Annotated in this window: 10 protein-coding genes; 1 reads left to right on the top strand and 9 read right to left on the bottom strand. The window is 67.0% G+C overall.

The window, feature by feature from the left end; translation table 11 throughout:
• The first annotated feature begins 55 nt into the window (after positions 1 to 55).
• Positions 56 to 4060, top strand: coding sequence for a protein kinase domain-containing protein (locus tag MEBOL_RS27425; RefSeq protein WP_095980223.1), 4005 nt, complete (start codon positions 56 to 58; stop codon positions 4058 to 4060).
• A 34-nt stretch (positions 4061 to 4094) separates the two neighbouring features.
• On the opposite strand, the gene MEBOL_RS27430 is transcribed toward MEBOL_RS27425, so the two are convergent.
• From MEBOL_RS27430 to MEBOL_RS27465, 9 genes are all read right to left on the bottom strand, one after another.
• The gene (locus MEBOL_RS27430; protein ID WP_095980224.1) at positions 4095 to 4424 is read right to left on the bottom strand and encodes a hypothetical protein; all 330 of its coding nucleotides are present in this window, start codon (positions 4422 to 4424) and stop codon (positions 4095 to 4097) included.
• Between the two features lie 33 nt (positions 4425 to 4457).
• Positions 4458 to 5186 carry a hypothetical protein gene (locus tag MEBOL_RS27435; RefSeq protein WP_095980225.1) on the bottom strand — a complete coding sequence of 243 codons (729 nt, stop codon included), beginning with the start codon at positions 5184 to 5186 and terminating at the stop codon, positions 4458 to 4460.
• Entirely contained in the window at positions 5183 to 6133 is a 951-nt protein-coding gene (locus MEBOL_RS27440) for a hypothetical protein (protein WP_157775532.1), read from the bottom strand. Before MEBOL_RS27440 ends, MEBOL_RS27435 begins: the two co-directional genes overlap by 4 nt.
• 2 nt (positions 6134 to 6135) lie before the next feature.
• Positions 6136 to 7737: a pilus assembly protein TadG-related protein gene (locus MEBOL_RS42375; RefSeq protein ID WP_095980227.1), complete on the bottom strand. Its 1602-nt coding sequence runs from the start codon at positions 7735 to 7737 to the stop codon at positions 6136 to 6138.
• On the bottom strand, positions 7737 to 8531 hold the full coding sequence (locus MEBOL_RS27450; RefSeq protein WP_095980228.1) for a TadE/TadG family type IV pilus assembly protein: 795 nt from the start codon (positions 8529 to 8531) through the stop codon (positions 7737 to 7739). Before MEBOL_RS27450 ends, MEBOL_RS42375 begins: the two co-directional genes overlap by 1 nt.
• A gap of 238 nt (positions 8532 to 8769) precedes the next feature.
• A complete protein-coding gene (locus tag MEBOL_RS27455) occupies positions 8770 to 9537 on the bottom strand; it encodes a class I SAM-dependent methyltransferase (protein ID WP_218920820.1) in 768 nt (255 codons plus the stop codon).
• A gap of 123 nt (positions 9538 to 9660) precedes the next feature.
• Complete coding sequence (locus MEBOL_RS27460) at positions 9661 to 11358, bottom strand: sodium:solute symporter family protein (RefSeq protein ID WP_095980230.1); 1698 nt, start codon at positions 11356 to 11358, stop codon at positions 9661 to 9663.
• Positions 11355 to 11525, bottom strand: coding sequence for a hypothetical protein (locus tag MEBOL_RS41990; RefSeq protein WP_170115603.1), 171 nt, complete (start codon positions 11523 to 11525; stop codon positions 11355 to 11357). Before MEBOL_RS41990 ends, MEBOL_RS27460 begins: the two co-directional genes overlap by 4 nt.
• Positions 11522 to 14008 carry a PIG-L family deacetylase gene (locus MEBOL_RS27465; RefSeq protein WP_095980231.1) on the bottom strand — a complete coding sequence of 829 codons (2487 nt, stop codon included), beginning with the start codon at positions 14006 to 14008 and terminating at the stop codon, positions 11522 to 11524. Before MEBOL_RS27465 ends, MEBOL_RS41990 begins: the two co-directional genes overlap by 4 nt.
• Positions 14009 to 14055: the final 47 nt, after the last annotated feature.

Here is a 14055-nt window from a genome sequence, read left to right on the forward strand (position 1 = left end):
TTCCTTGGGGGGAGGTTCTTCCTCCAATTCGGTGTGAGGTCCGTGGGGGTGGGGTATGGAGAGCCAGAACGATTTCGAGGACTCGTTCCTCCAGGAGGTGGCGCGGACGGAGCTGTTGCCGCGAATGCCCCGGCCCGGAGAGCGGATGGGGGGCGCGGAGGGCCGCCGGTTCGAGGTGCTGGAAGCACTGGGCTCCGGATCGATGGGGCATGTCTTCCGTGCCTGGGACGTGGAGTTGCAGCGGGTGGTGGCGCTCAAGTTCCTGCTGTGGCAGGGGCGGGGCGCGGATGGACTGACCGGCTCGCTGTTGATGCGGGAGGCCCGAGCCGTGGCGCGGCTGGGCCATGAGAACATCGTCCGCCTCTTCGATGTGGCCGAGTGGAGTGGTGCCTCCTGGGAGCCGCGCATTCCCTTCCTCGTCATGGAGTACCTGGAAGGAGAGTCCCTCGCGGACCTGCTGCGGCGGGGGAAGCCGGGCCCGCGGCGCACCTTGTCCATCATCGGTGGGGTGGCCGCTGGGCTGGCGCACGCGCATGCGCACCACATCATCCATCGCGACCTCAAGCCCACCAACGTGCTCCTCACCTTCAAGGGGGAGGTGAAGCTGCTCGACTTCGGCATCGCTCACTCCATGGCGTCCACGGCGCCGCCCATTCCGCTGCTGCCCACGGCCGGGACGCCCCCCTACATGGCGCCGGAGCAGTGGCGGGGAGAGGAGCAGGACGCGCGGACCGACCTCTGGGCCGTGGGGGTCATGCTCTACGAACTGCTCACCGGGGAGTTGCCCTATCAGGCCGAGTCCCTCGAGCAATTGCGCGCGCAGGTGTTGGCCCCCGAGCAGGTGCCCTCGGTGCGCGAGCTTTGCCCGGAGCTGCCCGAGGAGCTGGCGCGGATCGTGGCCGAGCTGCTGAGCAAGGAGCCCGCGCGGCGCCTGGCCTCGGCGGCCGAGCTGCGGGCGCGGCTGTCCCGGCTGGAGGAGGCGCTCGGGCCTTGGCGGGAGCCTTCCGTGCCCGTGGCCTCTCAGCGCCGGCAGGTGACGTTGGTGTCGTGCAGGCTCGCGGGGCCCGGGACTCCGCTCGCCTCCATGGATCCGGAAGACGCCAGTGAGCTACAGGCCGAGTTCCAGCGTTTCTGCTCGGAGGTGCTCCAGCGACACCAGGGCTCTCTCATGCTGTCCATGGGAGACGAGGTGCTCGGCTGCTTTGGCCATCCCACGGTGCGAGAGGAGGACTCGGTGCGCGCCGTGCGCTCGGGGCTCCAGTTGGTCGAGGGGTTCGCCGCGGCGCTGCCCCATCTGGCCCGTCTCGGGCTGGCCGTTCAGGTGGGCATCCACACGGACGTCGTGGTGTTCGATGCCACCTCGCTCCAGGGGGTGGCTACCCGTGTGGCCTCGGGATTGGCGCGGCAGGCCGGGCCGGGTCAGGTGGTGTTCAGTGGGACCACCTGGATGCTGGTGCGGGGTGCCTTCGAGGTGGAGTGTCTTGGACCTCGTGTCTTCGAGGGGCTGCCGGGGGAACAGCGGATGGAGGTCCGCCGGGTTGTCGGAGAACGGTGGGCGATGTCCCGGTTCGAGCGGGTGGCCCAGGCGGCGGGTGGCCTCACCCCCATGGTGGACCGGGTGCGGGAGCTGAACCAGCTCCAGGAGGCCTGGGGGCGGGCGAGGGCGGGGGCGGGCTCCGTCCTCCTTCTCAGTGGCGAGGCGGGGATTGGCAAATCCCGTCTCATCCAGGAGCTGTGCGAGCGGGTTCCCCGGGAAGAGGGCACCCTGCTGCGAGGCCAGTGTGGCGCGTCATTCAGTGGCACCGCCTTTCATCCCATCCTCCAGATGTTACGGCGTTCCCTGGAGCCGGAGCATGCACGCTGGGTGGCGGATTATCTGGCCTCGCCCTCCCGCGCTGAAATGGAGCCGCTGCTCGCCGTCATGGATCAGCAGGCGGAGCGCAAGCAGCGGGTGCTCGACTCGCTGTGGAGGCTGTTGCTGCGGATGGCGGAGGAGCGGCCGGTGCTCCTGATCATCGAGGATGTGCACTGGGCCGATCCCTCCACGCTGGAGTTCCTGGGCTTCCTGCTCGCTCGCGTGCGCACGATGAAGCTGCTCGTCCTCCTCAGCGTCCGCCCCGAGCCGCGGCTTGACTGGGGGGAAGACCCTGGTTTGCAACGGCTCGTGCTCGAGCGGCTGCCGACGGGGTTCACGGCGGCCCTGGTGAAGGCGGTTGCCCAGGGCAGAAGCCTGTCAGAGGAAACCGTGGCTCGGCTCGTGGCGCGAACGGAGGGGGTGCCACTCTTCGTGGAGGAGCTGACGCGGCTGGTCCTCGAGCGTGGACGGGATGGCCTGCCCGTCATTCCCGTCACCCTTCAAGAGTTGCTGCTGGCCCGGCTGGATGCGCTGCCGCCACGGCGCAAGGCGCTGGCTCAGCTCTGTTCCGTGGTGGGGAGAGCCTTCCGCTACGAGCTGCTCTCGCGGCTCGTTGCTCGAGAAGATTCCTCGCTGAGAGAAGACATCGCGGGGCTCCTCTCCGCTGGGCTGCTGCGGTGTGAACACGAGGAAGAGGGTGACAACTACCAGTTCCGGCATGTCCTCATCCAGGAGGCGGCCTACCAGTCGCTGCCCCGGAGTTCACGGAGACAGCTCCACCGACGAGTGGCCCAGACCCTGGTGGAACACTTCCCGGAGCTGGTGGAGCAGCAGCCGGAGGTGCTCGCCCACCACTTCATGGAGGCTGGTGAGACGGAACTGGCCCTCCACTACTGTCAGCGGGCCGCGGAACGCGCGGTCTTGCATTCGACCAGCAGGGAGGCGGTGGCGCAGTTGAATCAGGCCTTGGTGCTGCTGCGGAGCCTGCCGGACGCTTCCGCCCGCTGCGAGGAGGAGATGCGGTTGCTCAACGCGCTCGGCATCCTGCTGATGGCGCTGGAGGGGTACGGCTCGCCCAAGGCGGAGCAGACGTACGCCCGTGCGCTGGAGTTGTTCCGCCAGCAGGGGGGTGCACTTCCTCAGCTCGATCAATTGTGGTTGGGACTGGGCTCTTATCTCTCCATCGGCGCGAAGTTCGAAGAGGCGCGGATGCTGGCCACGCAAGTGATTGCCTTGGGGCAGCGTCGGCGGAAGCAGGGATTGAGCAGTGATGGCTACCGGATGCGGGCGTTCGTCTCATTCTACGAGGGAGACGCCGAGCGATGCTGGGAGGATCTTGGGCAATCGGAACGCTTGGCGGACCATCCATACCGACCCCGATGGGGGGTCACCGAGAAGAGCTGGACCCATGAGCAGGTGGATGACCTGGTGATCCGCCATGTCCTGTTCACGCTGCAGGGCCAGTTCCGACGCGCGGATCGGTGTGGCCATGAGATTCAGGGATTGATCCACGACAATCCCCATGCGGCCACGGCCGGCGCCGGGCTGATTTATCTGGCCGTGGGTTGCCAGCTGCGCCGCGATGTCCAGGGCACGCTCAAATGGTCCGAGCAGGCGAGCCACGTTGCCGTCGGCTCCATGATCCCGATATTGAGTGCGACCACGCGAGGTCTTCACGGTTGGGCGCTGGCCAAGACGGGGCGGCTCGCGAAGGGGTGCGAGGACTTGCGGAGCGGTACCGAGCTGCTTCGGAGCCTGGGCGCCAAGTGCTACCTGCCCTACTTCCTCGGCCTGCATGGGGAGATCTGTCTGAGTATGGGGCAGTTGGAGGAAGGACAGAGGGCCGTGGAGGATGCGTTACGGCTCAGTGAGACAGGCGCCCGTTTTTATGATGCCGAACTGCATGTCCTCCAAGGCGAGGTCTCATGGCGAATCGGGGAGGTGGAGCGCGCGAGGCATTGCTTCCTCCAGGCCATGGCAGTGGCCCGCTGTCAGCGCGCCCTCCTTCTCGAGTTGAGGGCCATGGTGCGCCTGGGCCGCCTGCTCCGGGACCTGGGCCGCCGGTCGGGAGTGCATCGGCGGTTGGCGTGGCTCCTGGGCCGGTTCGAGCCGGACGTCGAGCTCGTGGACCTCCAAGCGGCACGCGAACTGCTCGGCCACGTCGATGGGGTGGAGGCCGTGCCTCACGGCGGCCCATTCCGGTAGGGCGCCCTGTTCCCGCGCCAAGCCCGCCGGGCGTTCAGTCCTCTGACTCCTCGCTCGAGTGTTTGCGGATGGGCTTGGACTTGGAGGGCTTGGTGGCGGCCGGGTCGGCCTTGCCCTTGTTGCAGCGCGCCTTGCAGGCGTTCTCCTTCGTGTTGAACGTGTCCGCGCATTTGTTCGCGCACTTGAGGAAGACACGATCCTTGGGGTTGGTGGTGACGGGGCATGCCTCCATGCACGCGCGCAGTTCCACGCCGTTGTTGGTCGTGCAGTCCTCTTCACAGAGCGTCGTCACGTCCTGCTGGGCCACGGCGGGCAGGGCCAGCAGCAGCCAGGCTCCCAGCAGGGAAATACCCACTCGTTTCATCGTTCGCATCGTCTCCTGGGTGGCGCCAAGCGCTCAGGGGGGCGTGGCGGGGGCGGGCTTCGGCTCGGGCGGAGGGGGGGCCTTCTCCCGGGGGACCTGTGTCTCCTCGGGACGCAGCCGCCGCAGGATGACGACCACCACCTTGCCGGGCGCGGCGGGACGCACGCCGATCTGGAGCTCCTCGGTTCCGCGGCGCCACAGGCCCTCCTCGGTTTCGGAGAAGCCCGCCGTGCGCAACTCCTCCACGTAGAACTCCGAGACCTTCGCGGGCTCGGCCTCCACCGTGTAGGACAGCGCGCGCGCGCCTTCCATCTCGCTCTGCATCAACTCCTGCGCCCCGGCATACACCGGCGCGAAGGTCGTCTGCTCGCGGCGGGCCTGGGCCAGGTTGGCCTCGCCCAGCAGCACCGAGGTGGTGCCATCCGGGTTGGGCTGGAGGAAGAAGGTGTAGGAGATGAGCCGGTCCGTATCCAACGCGGTGAGCTGGGGCTCCTTGAGGCGTTGGGTGCGGTGCTCGTCGGGGGGGATATAGAACCCCGCGGCCTCGAAGCGATCCACCAGATGCTGGAGGATGACCTGGGGCTTCTCGGCGCTCTTCACCGAGCGCAGCTTCACCGGAATGCCATCCGCGCGGATGATGTCCGGCACGTCCACCGTTTCGAGCACCCGGGGCACGTCCCAGGTGAAGGTGGGCCGTTGGGCGAGCGCACTCGCCGCCCCGAGCCCCATTCCCAGCGCCAGCAGCTTCGCCCACGCCTTCATGGACACTCGGCCCCCAGGAAGCAATCCTTCCGGCCGTTGTAGGACTTGTCGTACTCGGTGGTCCGGCTCTTCGCGCCCGGCGTGGTGACCCAGCTGCCCTGGTCCTTGTCGCCCTTGTTCACCTTGTCGGTGAAGCTGTCGTCCATGCCCCGGAAGCTCATGAAGAACTTGCCCGGGTCGATGGGCGCCACGCCCACGATGGTCCGCGCCAGGTTGCTCGAGGCGCCATTCACCGTGTTGTGGTCGTCGTAGACGATCTTCGTGGAGTCGAAATACGCCTTGTTGGCGCAGTTCTGCAGCAGGACGCAGTTGCGCGACTCCTCCCTGCCGGCGAGGCCCCAGTCGTCCAGGAGGATGCCGAAGCCACCGGCGCACTGGCCGTTGCGCGAGCGGCCCATGGCGCACACGGGGATGGCGCCCACCGCGTAATGGGGCACGGAGAAGAAGGCCCCGGGGCCCTGGTCCAGGAAGGTGCGGATCAACCGCTTGGACGGGGACAGCTCCGCCGTGGCGTTGCACGTCATGCCGCCCACGTCCTGCTTGTAGACGCGGGTGTAGATGGCGTTCTTGCTCGGGCTCTGGGGCTTGAAGACGATGTCCTGGGCACGCTCGCAGGTGACGGTCAGTCCATCCGCGGAGGTGAAGACCTGCTCGGGGGCCTTGCCGCCCTGCTTCGAGGTGCGCCCGTCGAAGTCCTTGTATCGATCCGTGGCGAGCTGGCCCGGCTTGTTGGAGCTGATGAGCTGCTCCAGCGCGTTGAACTTGCCGGGCAGGGTATGCATCTTCGCGCTCGTGGTGTCCCACAGGGCGCTGGTGGCCGACTCGTGGACCTTGAGCGTCAGGTAGCCGATCTCGGCGAAGTGGATGCCGAAGATGAGCACGGTGACGAAGACGAGCAGGCCGAGCACGAGCTCGACGGTGCCTTGACCACGCGGTTGCCTGTTCATGCTCACCATCCCTCGTACCCCGCCTGCTTGAGGGCCTCGTAGGCCTCTTTGGTGAAACCCGCCTTCGACGCGCCCAGCACGTCGGCCACGTCCTGTTGCTTGCCCTGGTCGTCCACGTGGGCCGACACCAGCGTGGCGCGCCAGAAGGGATTGAGGAAGTTGGGCGGCTCCTTCCAGAAGTTACCCTCGCGCTTGTAGTAGGCGATGCCCGTCGACAGCGCGGTGGCCTTGGAGATGTCCGTGCCGTCCGTGGTCAGCTTGATGCCCTGGTTGTCGAAGGTCTCGCTCTTGCTCCCAATGCGGAAGCGGAAGAGGAGGTTCCACGGGTCCGCCTGGCCCTTCATGCGCTTGGCGTAGTCGCGCTGGATGACGGCGTAGTTCTTGGGCTGGCCCCAGTTGTCCTTGTCCTTCGTCACCAGCTTGAAGTTGTAGTCCATGTGCGACGGCCACATGCCGGGGCAGGCCTGGCAGGTGCCCATGGTGTGGGGTTGGGCGTCCGAGTCCGAGCCGCCCGTCCAGGTGTGCTCGTCGGAGGAGTCGCCCATGTGATTGCTGCGCACGTGGGCCTTGATGTCGCCAAAGGTGCCGATCATCATCGGCGGGCAGGGAGCCTGGCCGCGGGTGTACATCATGCGCAGCGAGCCGTGATCGTCTCCCCACACCTCGGTGGCGTCGATCTCCTGGCCGGAGTGCGTCAGCTGGCCCTCGGCGGGGAAGTAGCCACTGCCCTCGTTGGTGACCTGCATGACCAGATCCCGCCTCGGGATGATGGTCATCAGCTTGGCGAGGATGAGGTTGCCGGCGCCGCGGCCGGTCACGAAGGAGTAGCCGCGGCTGCCCATGGCGGCGTCGACGAAGTGCAGCTTGTGGTCCGCCGCGCGGCGCGTGCACGCGGCGCCCTCGCCCGAGCACGAGGCGTCACCGGAGATCTCCCGATCGTTCACCTTGGAGGAGGCCTTCACCGCCTCGAGTTCATCCGCGGTCGCCACGCCCTTCTTGGCCTCGTCGACGAGCTTCTGGGCGAGCGTGGCCTTGCTGAAGTCCTTCTCAAGCGTCTCGAAGAACTTCTTCTGCTCGTCGGAGATGGTGGACAGCTGCAGCCCCCGCGCCTCGCGGCCCGCCTTGGCGTCGAGGTTCTTGAAGTTGTTCTCGAGCTTCTTGTCCTGCTGATTCAGATCCTTGTCCGCGTTGCTGATGTCCTTGAGCGCCTGGGTGGAGCACTTGCAGAGCTTGGCGCACATGGCGTTGCTCCACGCGCACGCGCAGCTGGGAATCTGGATGGCGGTGTAGAGCGCCTTGGGCTCGTTGTTGTAGGCCTTGCGCAGGCCGTGGATGGAGCCCCGGTAGTAGCTGCTCCAGGAGATGAGGCTCTCCACCCCGGTCATGGCGACCATGTGGCCCATGAGGGCGCGGTTCATCAACGACACGGAGTTGAAGGTCCGCGCGGTGGCCACCGCGTTGGAGTAGGCGGCGGCGTCCGCCAGGGTCTGCAGCTCCATCTTCTCCTTGGCCTTCGCGCCAATGGAGAGGGTCATCGTCACCATCAACACGAGCAGCAGCAGCGTGAGCGCGAAGAGCACCATCGTTTGACCACGTCGTTTCATCACAAGCCCTCCGGCGCGGACGCGCAGTTCTGTTGCTGGAAGTAGGTCCTGCGCGCCGGCGTCATCATCCGCATGCCGTACGTCGCGTGAATGGGGAAGACGTACTGGCCCGAGTTCACCCGGGAGGACAGCTCCTGGCGGATGCTCGACTCCAGGTCGACGGTGCGCTTCTCGCTCTTGGTCCACCCGGCCTGGGTCTGCGTGAGGATGAGCGGGTTGGCGGCGTTGTAGTTCTTCAAGCCCAGGTGGGCGAGGAACATCCGGCTCATGACCCAGTCGGCGAAGGGGATGCGCAGCCGGTACCAGTACACGAGCCGCACCTCCAGGCGCATGGCGTCCGAGCCGTCTCCCTCGGGCGTGTCGAACGTGAGATCCTCCTTGCCCTGGAAGTCGCCAGGCTTGGGGGACTCGCGCACGAGCCAGAAGACGGGCCCATTGTGCTTGCCGTCCTGGTACTTGGGATCCGGGTTGCTGGGGCTTCCGATGCGCTTCTTCCACGCCTCGGCCATCTTCTGGGCGGCGGAGCCTCCTCCGCTGCCTCCGGTGAAGGAAATGACGCTGGGCAGCAGCCCGGCGAGGGCGGCGTGGACCATGGGTTTGCAGTCCCCATGCTGGCGGCTGCCGGCGCGCACCGCCGCGAAGGCGGCGTACTCGGCCATGATGCGCCCCTGCAGCATCATGAAGAGCTGCAGCGTCCCCAGGATGAGGAAGATGGTGAGCGGCAGCGTCAGCGCGGCCTCCACGGCCGCCTGTCCCGATTGCCGTCCTGGCTGGTTCTTCTGATACTTACCCATGGTGCGTGTTGTGTCACTCCAGCAGGGGGTTTCCCATCCGTCAAACGGACCGACATCCCCCTTCCTTGCCTGCTTGGATGGGGTGGGGTGGGGTGACGCGCCGCGTTGTGGCTCTTGGGGCCGTTGAGTTCCGGACGAATCGAACTTTTGCCCCGAAGAAGTTGAAGCAACCGTTCGTGTCCCTGGCCGCCGCCCTGGCCGCGCCGTTCTCCGTTGCCTCCCGGGCGGCACGGGCCGCTCACGCCGGGCGTTTGCGGAAGATGCAGACGATGATGTCGCTGGGCAGCAGGCGCAGGAACGGCAGCGTGCCGAGGATCCCCACGTACTGGAAATACAGCTTCAGCGGGTTCACGTGGCCCACGTGGCTGAGCCGTTCCCTCAATCCGGCGGCCTTGACGGCTTCCAGCTCGGTGCTGAACGTCAAGTCGAAGCCCTCGCTCTCGAGCAGGGCCTTGAGATTGTCCGTGTTGAAGTAATGGATGTGGGGGGAGGGCAGATCCTTTTGCCACATCCGGTCAAAGGGCCCGTGCAGGCCGGCTTGGGCGAGGATCTTGGACAGGCGGTAGAAAAACCCCCGGCTGCTGGGCAGATTCAAGATCAGCGTACCGTTGGGGTTGAGCCGCTCATGGCAGGCCTTCACCGCGCTGCGAATGTCTGGAATATGCTCGATAACGTCGTTGAAGATGATGATGTCGAAGCGTTCGTCGGGCCGCAGCGCCTCCGGGAAGTAGCCCAGTCGCACTGGTAGGCCCCTCGCCAGCGTCTTGCCGCCCACCGTCTCATCGGGTTCGATGCCCAGCACGTCGAAGTGGGGAGCCGCTGTTTCCAGGAACCAGCCGTGGGCACTGCCGACCTCGAGCAGTGTACGGGCCGTGGGCGCCGCATGCCGCCGTGCATGACCCAGGATTGTCCTGAAGTTGTCCTGGCGCAATGCTTTCAGCGATACCTCGCGCTCCACTTCATTCACGGTTTCGTGGAGCTGTTGCTGATTGATCGCAACGGACAACGCCGCCGCCTCATATCCGCAGGAGCCGCACTGGGTATGCCAGGAAAACAAACCAGGATATGTTTTGTTGCCACAAATGGTACATGCCATGTTTTCCCCCGGTAGGTTGTATTTTGTGACGGATCAGGCTCGTGCGCTCATTCTCGGAAGGGCCTGGAGGAGCAGGCCCAGGACGACGACCAGCACACAGCCAATCACGTTGAACCAGAGATAGCCGATTCCGGAGAACGTGAAGAGGACGAGCACCACCACCTGCGAGATGACCGCGGCGAGGAAGACGGCATTCCCCCGCACGTGCTGGATGAAGAAGGCCACGAGGAACATGCCCAGCACGGTCCCATAGAAGAGGGACCCCAGGATGTTGACCGCCTGGATGAGGTTGTCGAGCAGCGAGGCGAAATTCGCGAAGGCGACCGCGACGAGACCCCAGAACACGGTGCACAGCTTGGAGGCCATGAGGAGCTGGCGATCGGTCGCATCGCGGCGGAGGACCCGCCGGTAGAAGTCGATCGTGGTCGTCGCGCCCAGGGCGTTGAGTTCGCTCGCGATCGAACTCATGGCCGCCGCCAGGATGACGGTGATGAGCAGCCCGACGAGGCCGCTGGGCATCCAGTCCTTCACGAACGAGATGAAGATGTAGTCCGAGTCCTTCGTCTCGACTCCCGGCAGGGCGCGGGAAACCATGGCCTTGGCCTCCTCTCGAACCGTCTCGGCCGTGCGGGCGGCGGCCTGGAGCCGTTCGCGCGCGCTCTCCTCCGCGGAACCGTCACCGGCCTCTCTCGCCGCGATGTAGCGCTCGGCCTCGGCGCGCTTGTCCGCCTGCACCCGGGCCCATTTCTCCTCGAGCGTGGCGAACTCTCCCGCCTGGGCGGTCGCCTGCACCCGGGCCCGCAGGGGCTGGTTGAAGAGCAGCGGCGGCGCGGTGAACTGATAGAACACGAAGACCAGGAGCCCGACGAAGAGGATGAGGAACTGCATCGGGATCTTCAGGACGCCGTTGAACAGCAACCCGAGGCGGCTCTCCGTGACCGAGCGGCCCGTCAGGTAGCGGCCCACCTGGGACTGATCCGTTCCAAAGTATGACAGAGACAGGAAGAGCCCACCGGTGAGGCCGGACCAGAAGTTGTAGCGATCCTGGAAGTCGAGGTCGAAGCTGACCACGTTCATCCGGCCCAGGGCTCCCGCGACATCGACGGCCCGCCCGAAGGACACGTGCTCGGGCAGCCGCCACACGATGACGATGGCCGCCACGGCCATGCCTCCGAGCATCACCACCATCTGTTGCTTCTGCGTCTGACTGACGGCCTTGGAGCCGCCCGTCACCGTGTAGAGGATGGCCAGCGCGCCCATGGCCATGATGGTGGGCTCGAGCGGCCAGCCGAGGATGGCCGAGAGGATGATGGCGGGCGCGTAGAGGGTGATGCCGGAGGCCAGGCCGCGCTGGATGAGGAAGAGGAGCGCGCCGAGCAGGCGGGTCTTCAAGTCGAAGCGCGACTCCAGGTACTCGTAGGCGGTGTAGACGTTCAGCCGGTAGTAGATGGGAACGAAGACGGCGCTGACGATCACCATCGCGATCGGCATGCCGAAGTAGAACTGCACGAAGCGCATCCCGTCCTCGTAGGCCTGGCCTGGGACGGAGAGGAAGGTGATGGCGCTCGCCTGCGTGGCCATGACGGACAGGCCAATGGTGGGCCAGCGCAGCTCCTGGCCGCCGCGCAGATAGCGCTCCGTGGTGTTGTTCTCGCCCCGCGACCGCCAGAGTCCCCATCCCACGATGAATGCCGTCGTCCCGATGACGACCAACCAGTCGAGCAGTGTCACGAATAGGCCCGGGTGAGCGCCCAGAACAGGGCGATGAGCAGGGCGAGGGTGCCCAGCACGAAGAGGTAGATGTTGCGCCAGGAGCCCAGCAGGGGGGGCGCGTCGTCGAGTTCGGGCCGGGGCGTTGGAGTTCCGGCCGGTTCAGGAGGTGTCGAGGGGGTTGTCATCGGGCGAGGAGGTTCGCGAGCAGGCGGTAGGCACCGGGTACGCCCGCGGGAAGCTGACGGAAGAACGAGATGCCCGTGTAGATGAAGGTTCCCTTGCCATGGCGGGTCACGAGCAGCCCACCCTGGAGCGGTTCTTCGCCTGGGTCCCGCATGGAGAACACGGGTTGATAGTGCTCGTCCCACTTGGAGGCGAAGTAGAGCCCGCGCTCCTGGACCCAGCCCTCGAAGTCGGCGGGCCCGAGGCGGTTGGGCGCGCTCAGGAGCGGCTCCCTGGGGTTGACGGGCGTCATCGCCGCGGTTTCATCCGTCACGCGCTCACGCCCGATCTCCAGCGGGTAGGGACCGACGAACGCGGTGAGCGGTCCCACGCGGCTGTTGGTGTTGTACTGGACGACCAGCCGTCCCCCTCCCTCCACGTACCGCAGGAGCCGCTCGCGATGGAGGGACAGCCGCGGGTTGGCGTTGAAGGCGCGCACTCCGACCAGGATGGCCTCGAAGCGCTCGAGCTTCTCGGAGGCCAGACGCTCCTCGGGCAGCAATGTCACCTCGTACCCGACGGCCGCGAGGCTCTCGGCTACCCGATCCCCCGGTCCGGGGATGTAGCCCACCCGCCGCACCTTCGTGGTGAGGGACACCGGAACCAGGGCCGCCTCGGAGGGCTGGCGCACCGACAGCGGCGGAATGTGCTCATGCGTCACGGTGCGCACGCGCCACGATTCGGAACGGCCGCCGTTGTCGACGACGACGCGCAGCCGCGCCCGCTCGCTCGCGCCCTTGGGCGGCGTGAGCTGGAAGCGAACCGTGTGCTCGTCACCGCGCGCGGCGAGCTGGAAAGGCACCTCGGCGGGCTCGGCACGCCAGCCTCGCGGCACCTCGAGCCGGACCTTGCCCGACGCATTGGCCTGGCCCGCGGCCAGCACCACCGCGACGGACCGAGGCGCGCCGTTGGGAAACATGAGCACGTCCCGCTCGAGTGTCGCCGTGATGGCCGGAGCGATCTCGAAGGCCCGGGAGAGTTCGCCGCGCACCGGATCCGTCCAGACGTAGACCACCGGGCGGACTCCGGTGAAGCGCTTGCCCCCGAGCTCGTAGACGAAGGTCACCGCCAGGGCGGGCTCGCCTTCGGGCCGGCCGGTCAGTGCGCGGTCCTGCTCCGCCAGGGTGTAGAGGCCGCCCGATACGGGCTCGCGGAGCCAGTACGGCGTCGAGATCCGCGCGTCCGCCGGGAGCGTCACCGGCCTGGAGAGCGTGAAGGGCCTGTCACCGGTCAACTCCGAGCCCACCGCCACGGATTCTCCACCCGGGAGCGTCACACCCACCAGCCGGAGCGCGGCGGGGGAGCGGTTCAACGCCACCAGGCTCAGTGTCACCTGTGCGCCCGGAACGGCCGCCGCCTCCGCCGCACGCGCCTCGAGGAACAGGCCCGCGCACGCGGCCACGAGTGCCTCGGTCTCTCGCAGCTTGAGGGCCTTCCATGGGTTGTCGTCGGGCAGGGCCGAGATGGCCTCGTGCACGCGCAGGAGCGCCGGGACGCTCAGGTGGGGCGCGCGCGGATCGAACCCGCTCTCCGCCGCGTCGATGGCCTGGATGACCTTCTCCGTGCCACCCCACCGCCGCCACGTGAGCTCGAGTCCCTCGAAGAGCTCGGATTTCGGGCGCGTCCCGGCGAGGGGCGTGAAGTACTCCAGCAGCGTTCCGCGCTCGGACGCCACGCCGAAGCCCTGGCTCTTGTGCTGACTGCGACTCTCCGCCGCGACTTCACCCCACGAGCGCCCCAGGAGCGGCTCGTAACCGCCGACATCGGCCTTGAGGTAGGCGGACATGTCGGCATCCGGCTTCAGGTTCCAGGTCGAGACGTTGTTCAGCAACCGATCGGCCTTCCACGGCTTCAGCGCCCCGAGCTGTTCGGGGAAGCGCGAGGGATCCGCCGCGGCGGCGAAGGCCTCCTCGGCCAGGATCGCCGAGGCGGTGTGGTGCCCGTGATTCGGAGGCTTCGTGGTGAAGCGTGTCACGATCACATCCGGCTGGAAGCGGCGGATGGCGAGCACGACGTCGGCCAGCACCGCGTCATGTCCCCAGATGCGCAACGTCTCGTCGGCGCTCTTCGAGAAGCCAAAGTCCCTCGCCCGGGTGAACATCTGCTCGGCGCCATCGACGCGGCGCGCCGCGAGAAGCTCGTGCGTGCGGATGAGCCCGAGCAGCTCGTCCTGCTCGGTTCCGATGAGGTTCTGCCCACCGTCTCCGCGCGTCATCGAGAGGTAACCCGCGCGCAGGCCCCGTCCACCGGCCAGCCACGCGAGCAGCCGCGTGTTCTCGTCGTCGGGATGGGCCGCCACGTAGAGCACGCTGCCGGTCATCCCGAGGCGCCGGATGCCGAGGGCGAGCTCACCCGCATGGGGTTGCCGGGGAGTCTGCCCGAGTGCCACCGAAGAGAATCCAAGGCTCATGGCCACTGCCATTCCGAAGACGACCAGGGTCCGCATCGGCGCGGACCCTAACAGGATCGGATCCGCTCGGGTGCGAAGACTCC

Source organism: Melittangium boletus DSM 14713, from assembly GCF_002305855.1.
Lineage (GTDB): Bacteria > Myxococcota > Myxococcia > Myxococcales > Myxococcaceae > Cystobacter > Cystobacter boletus.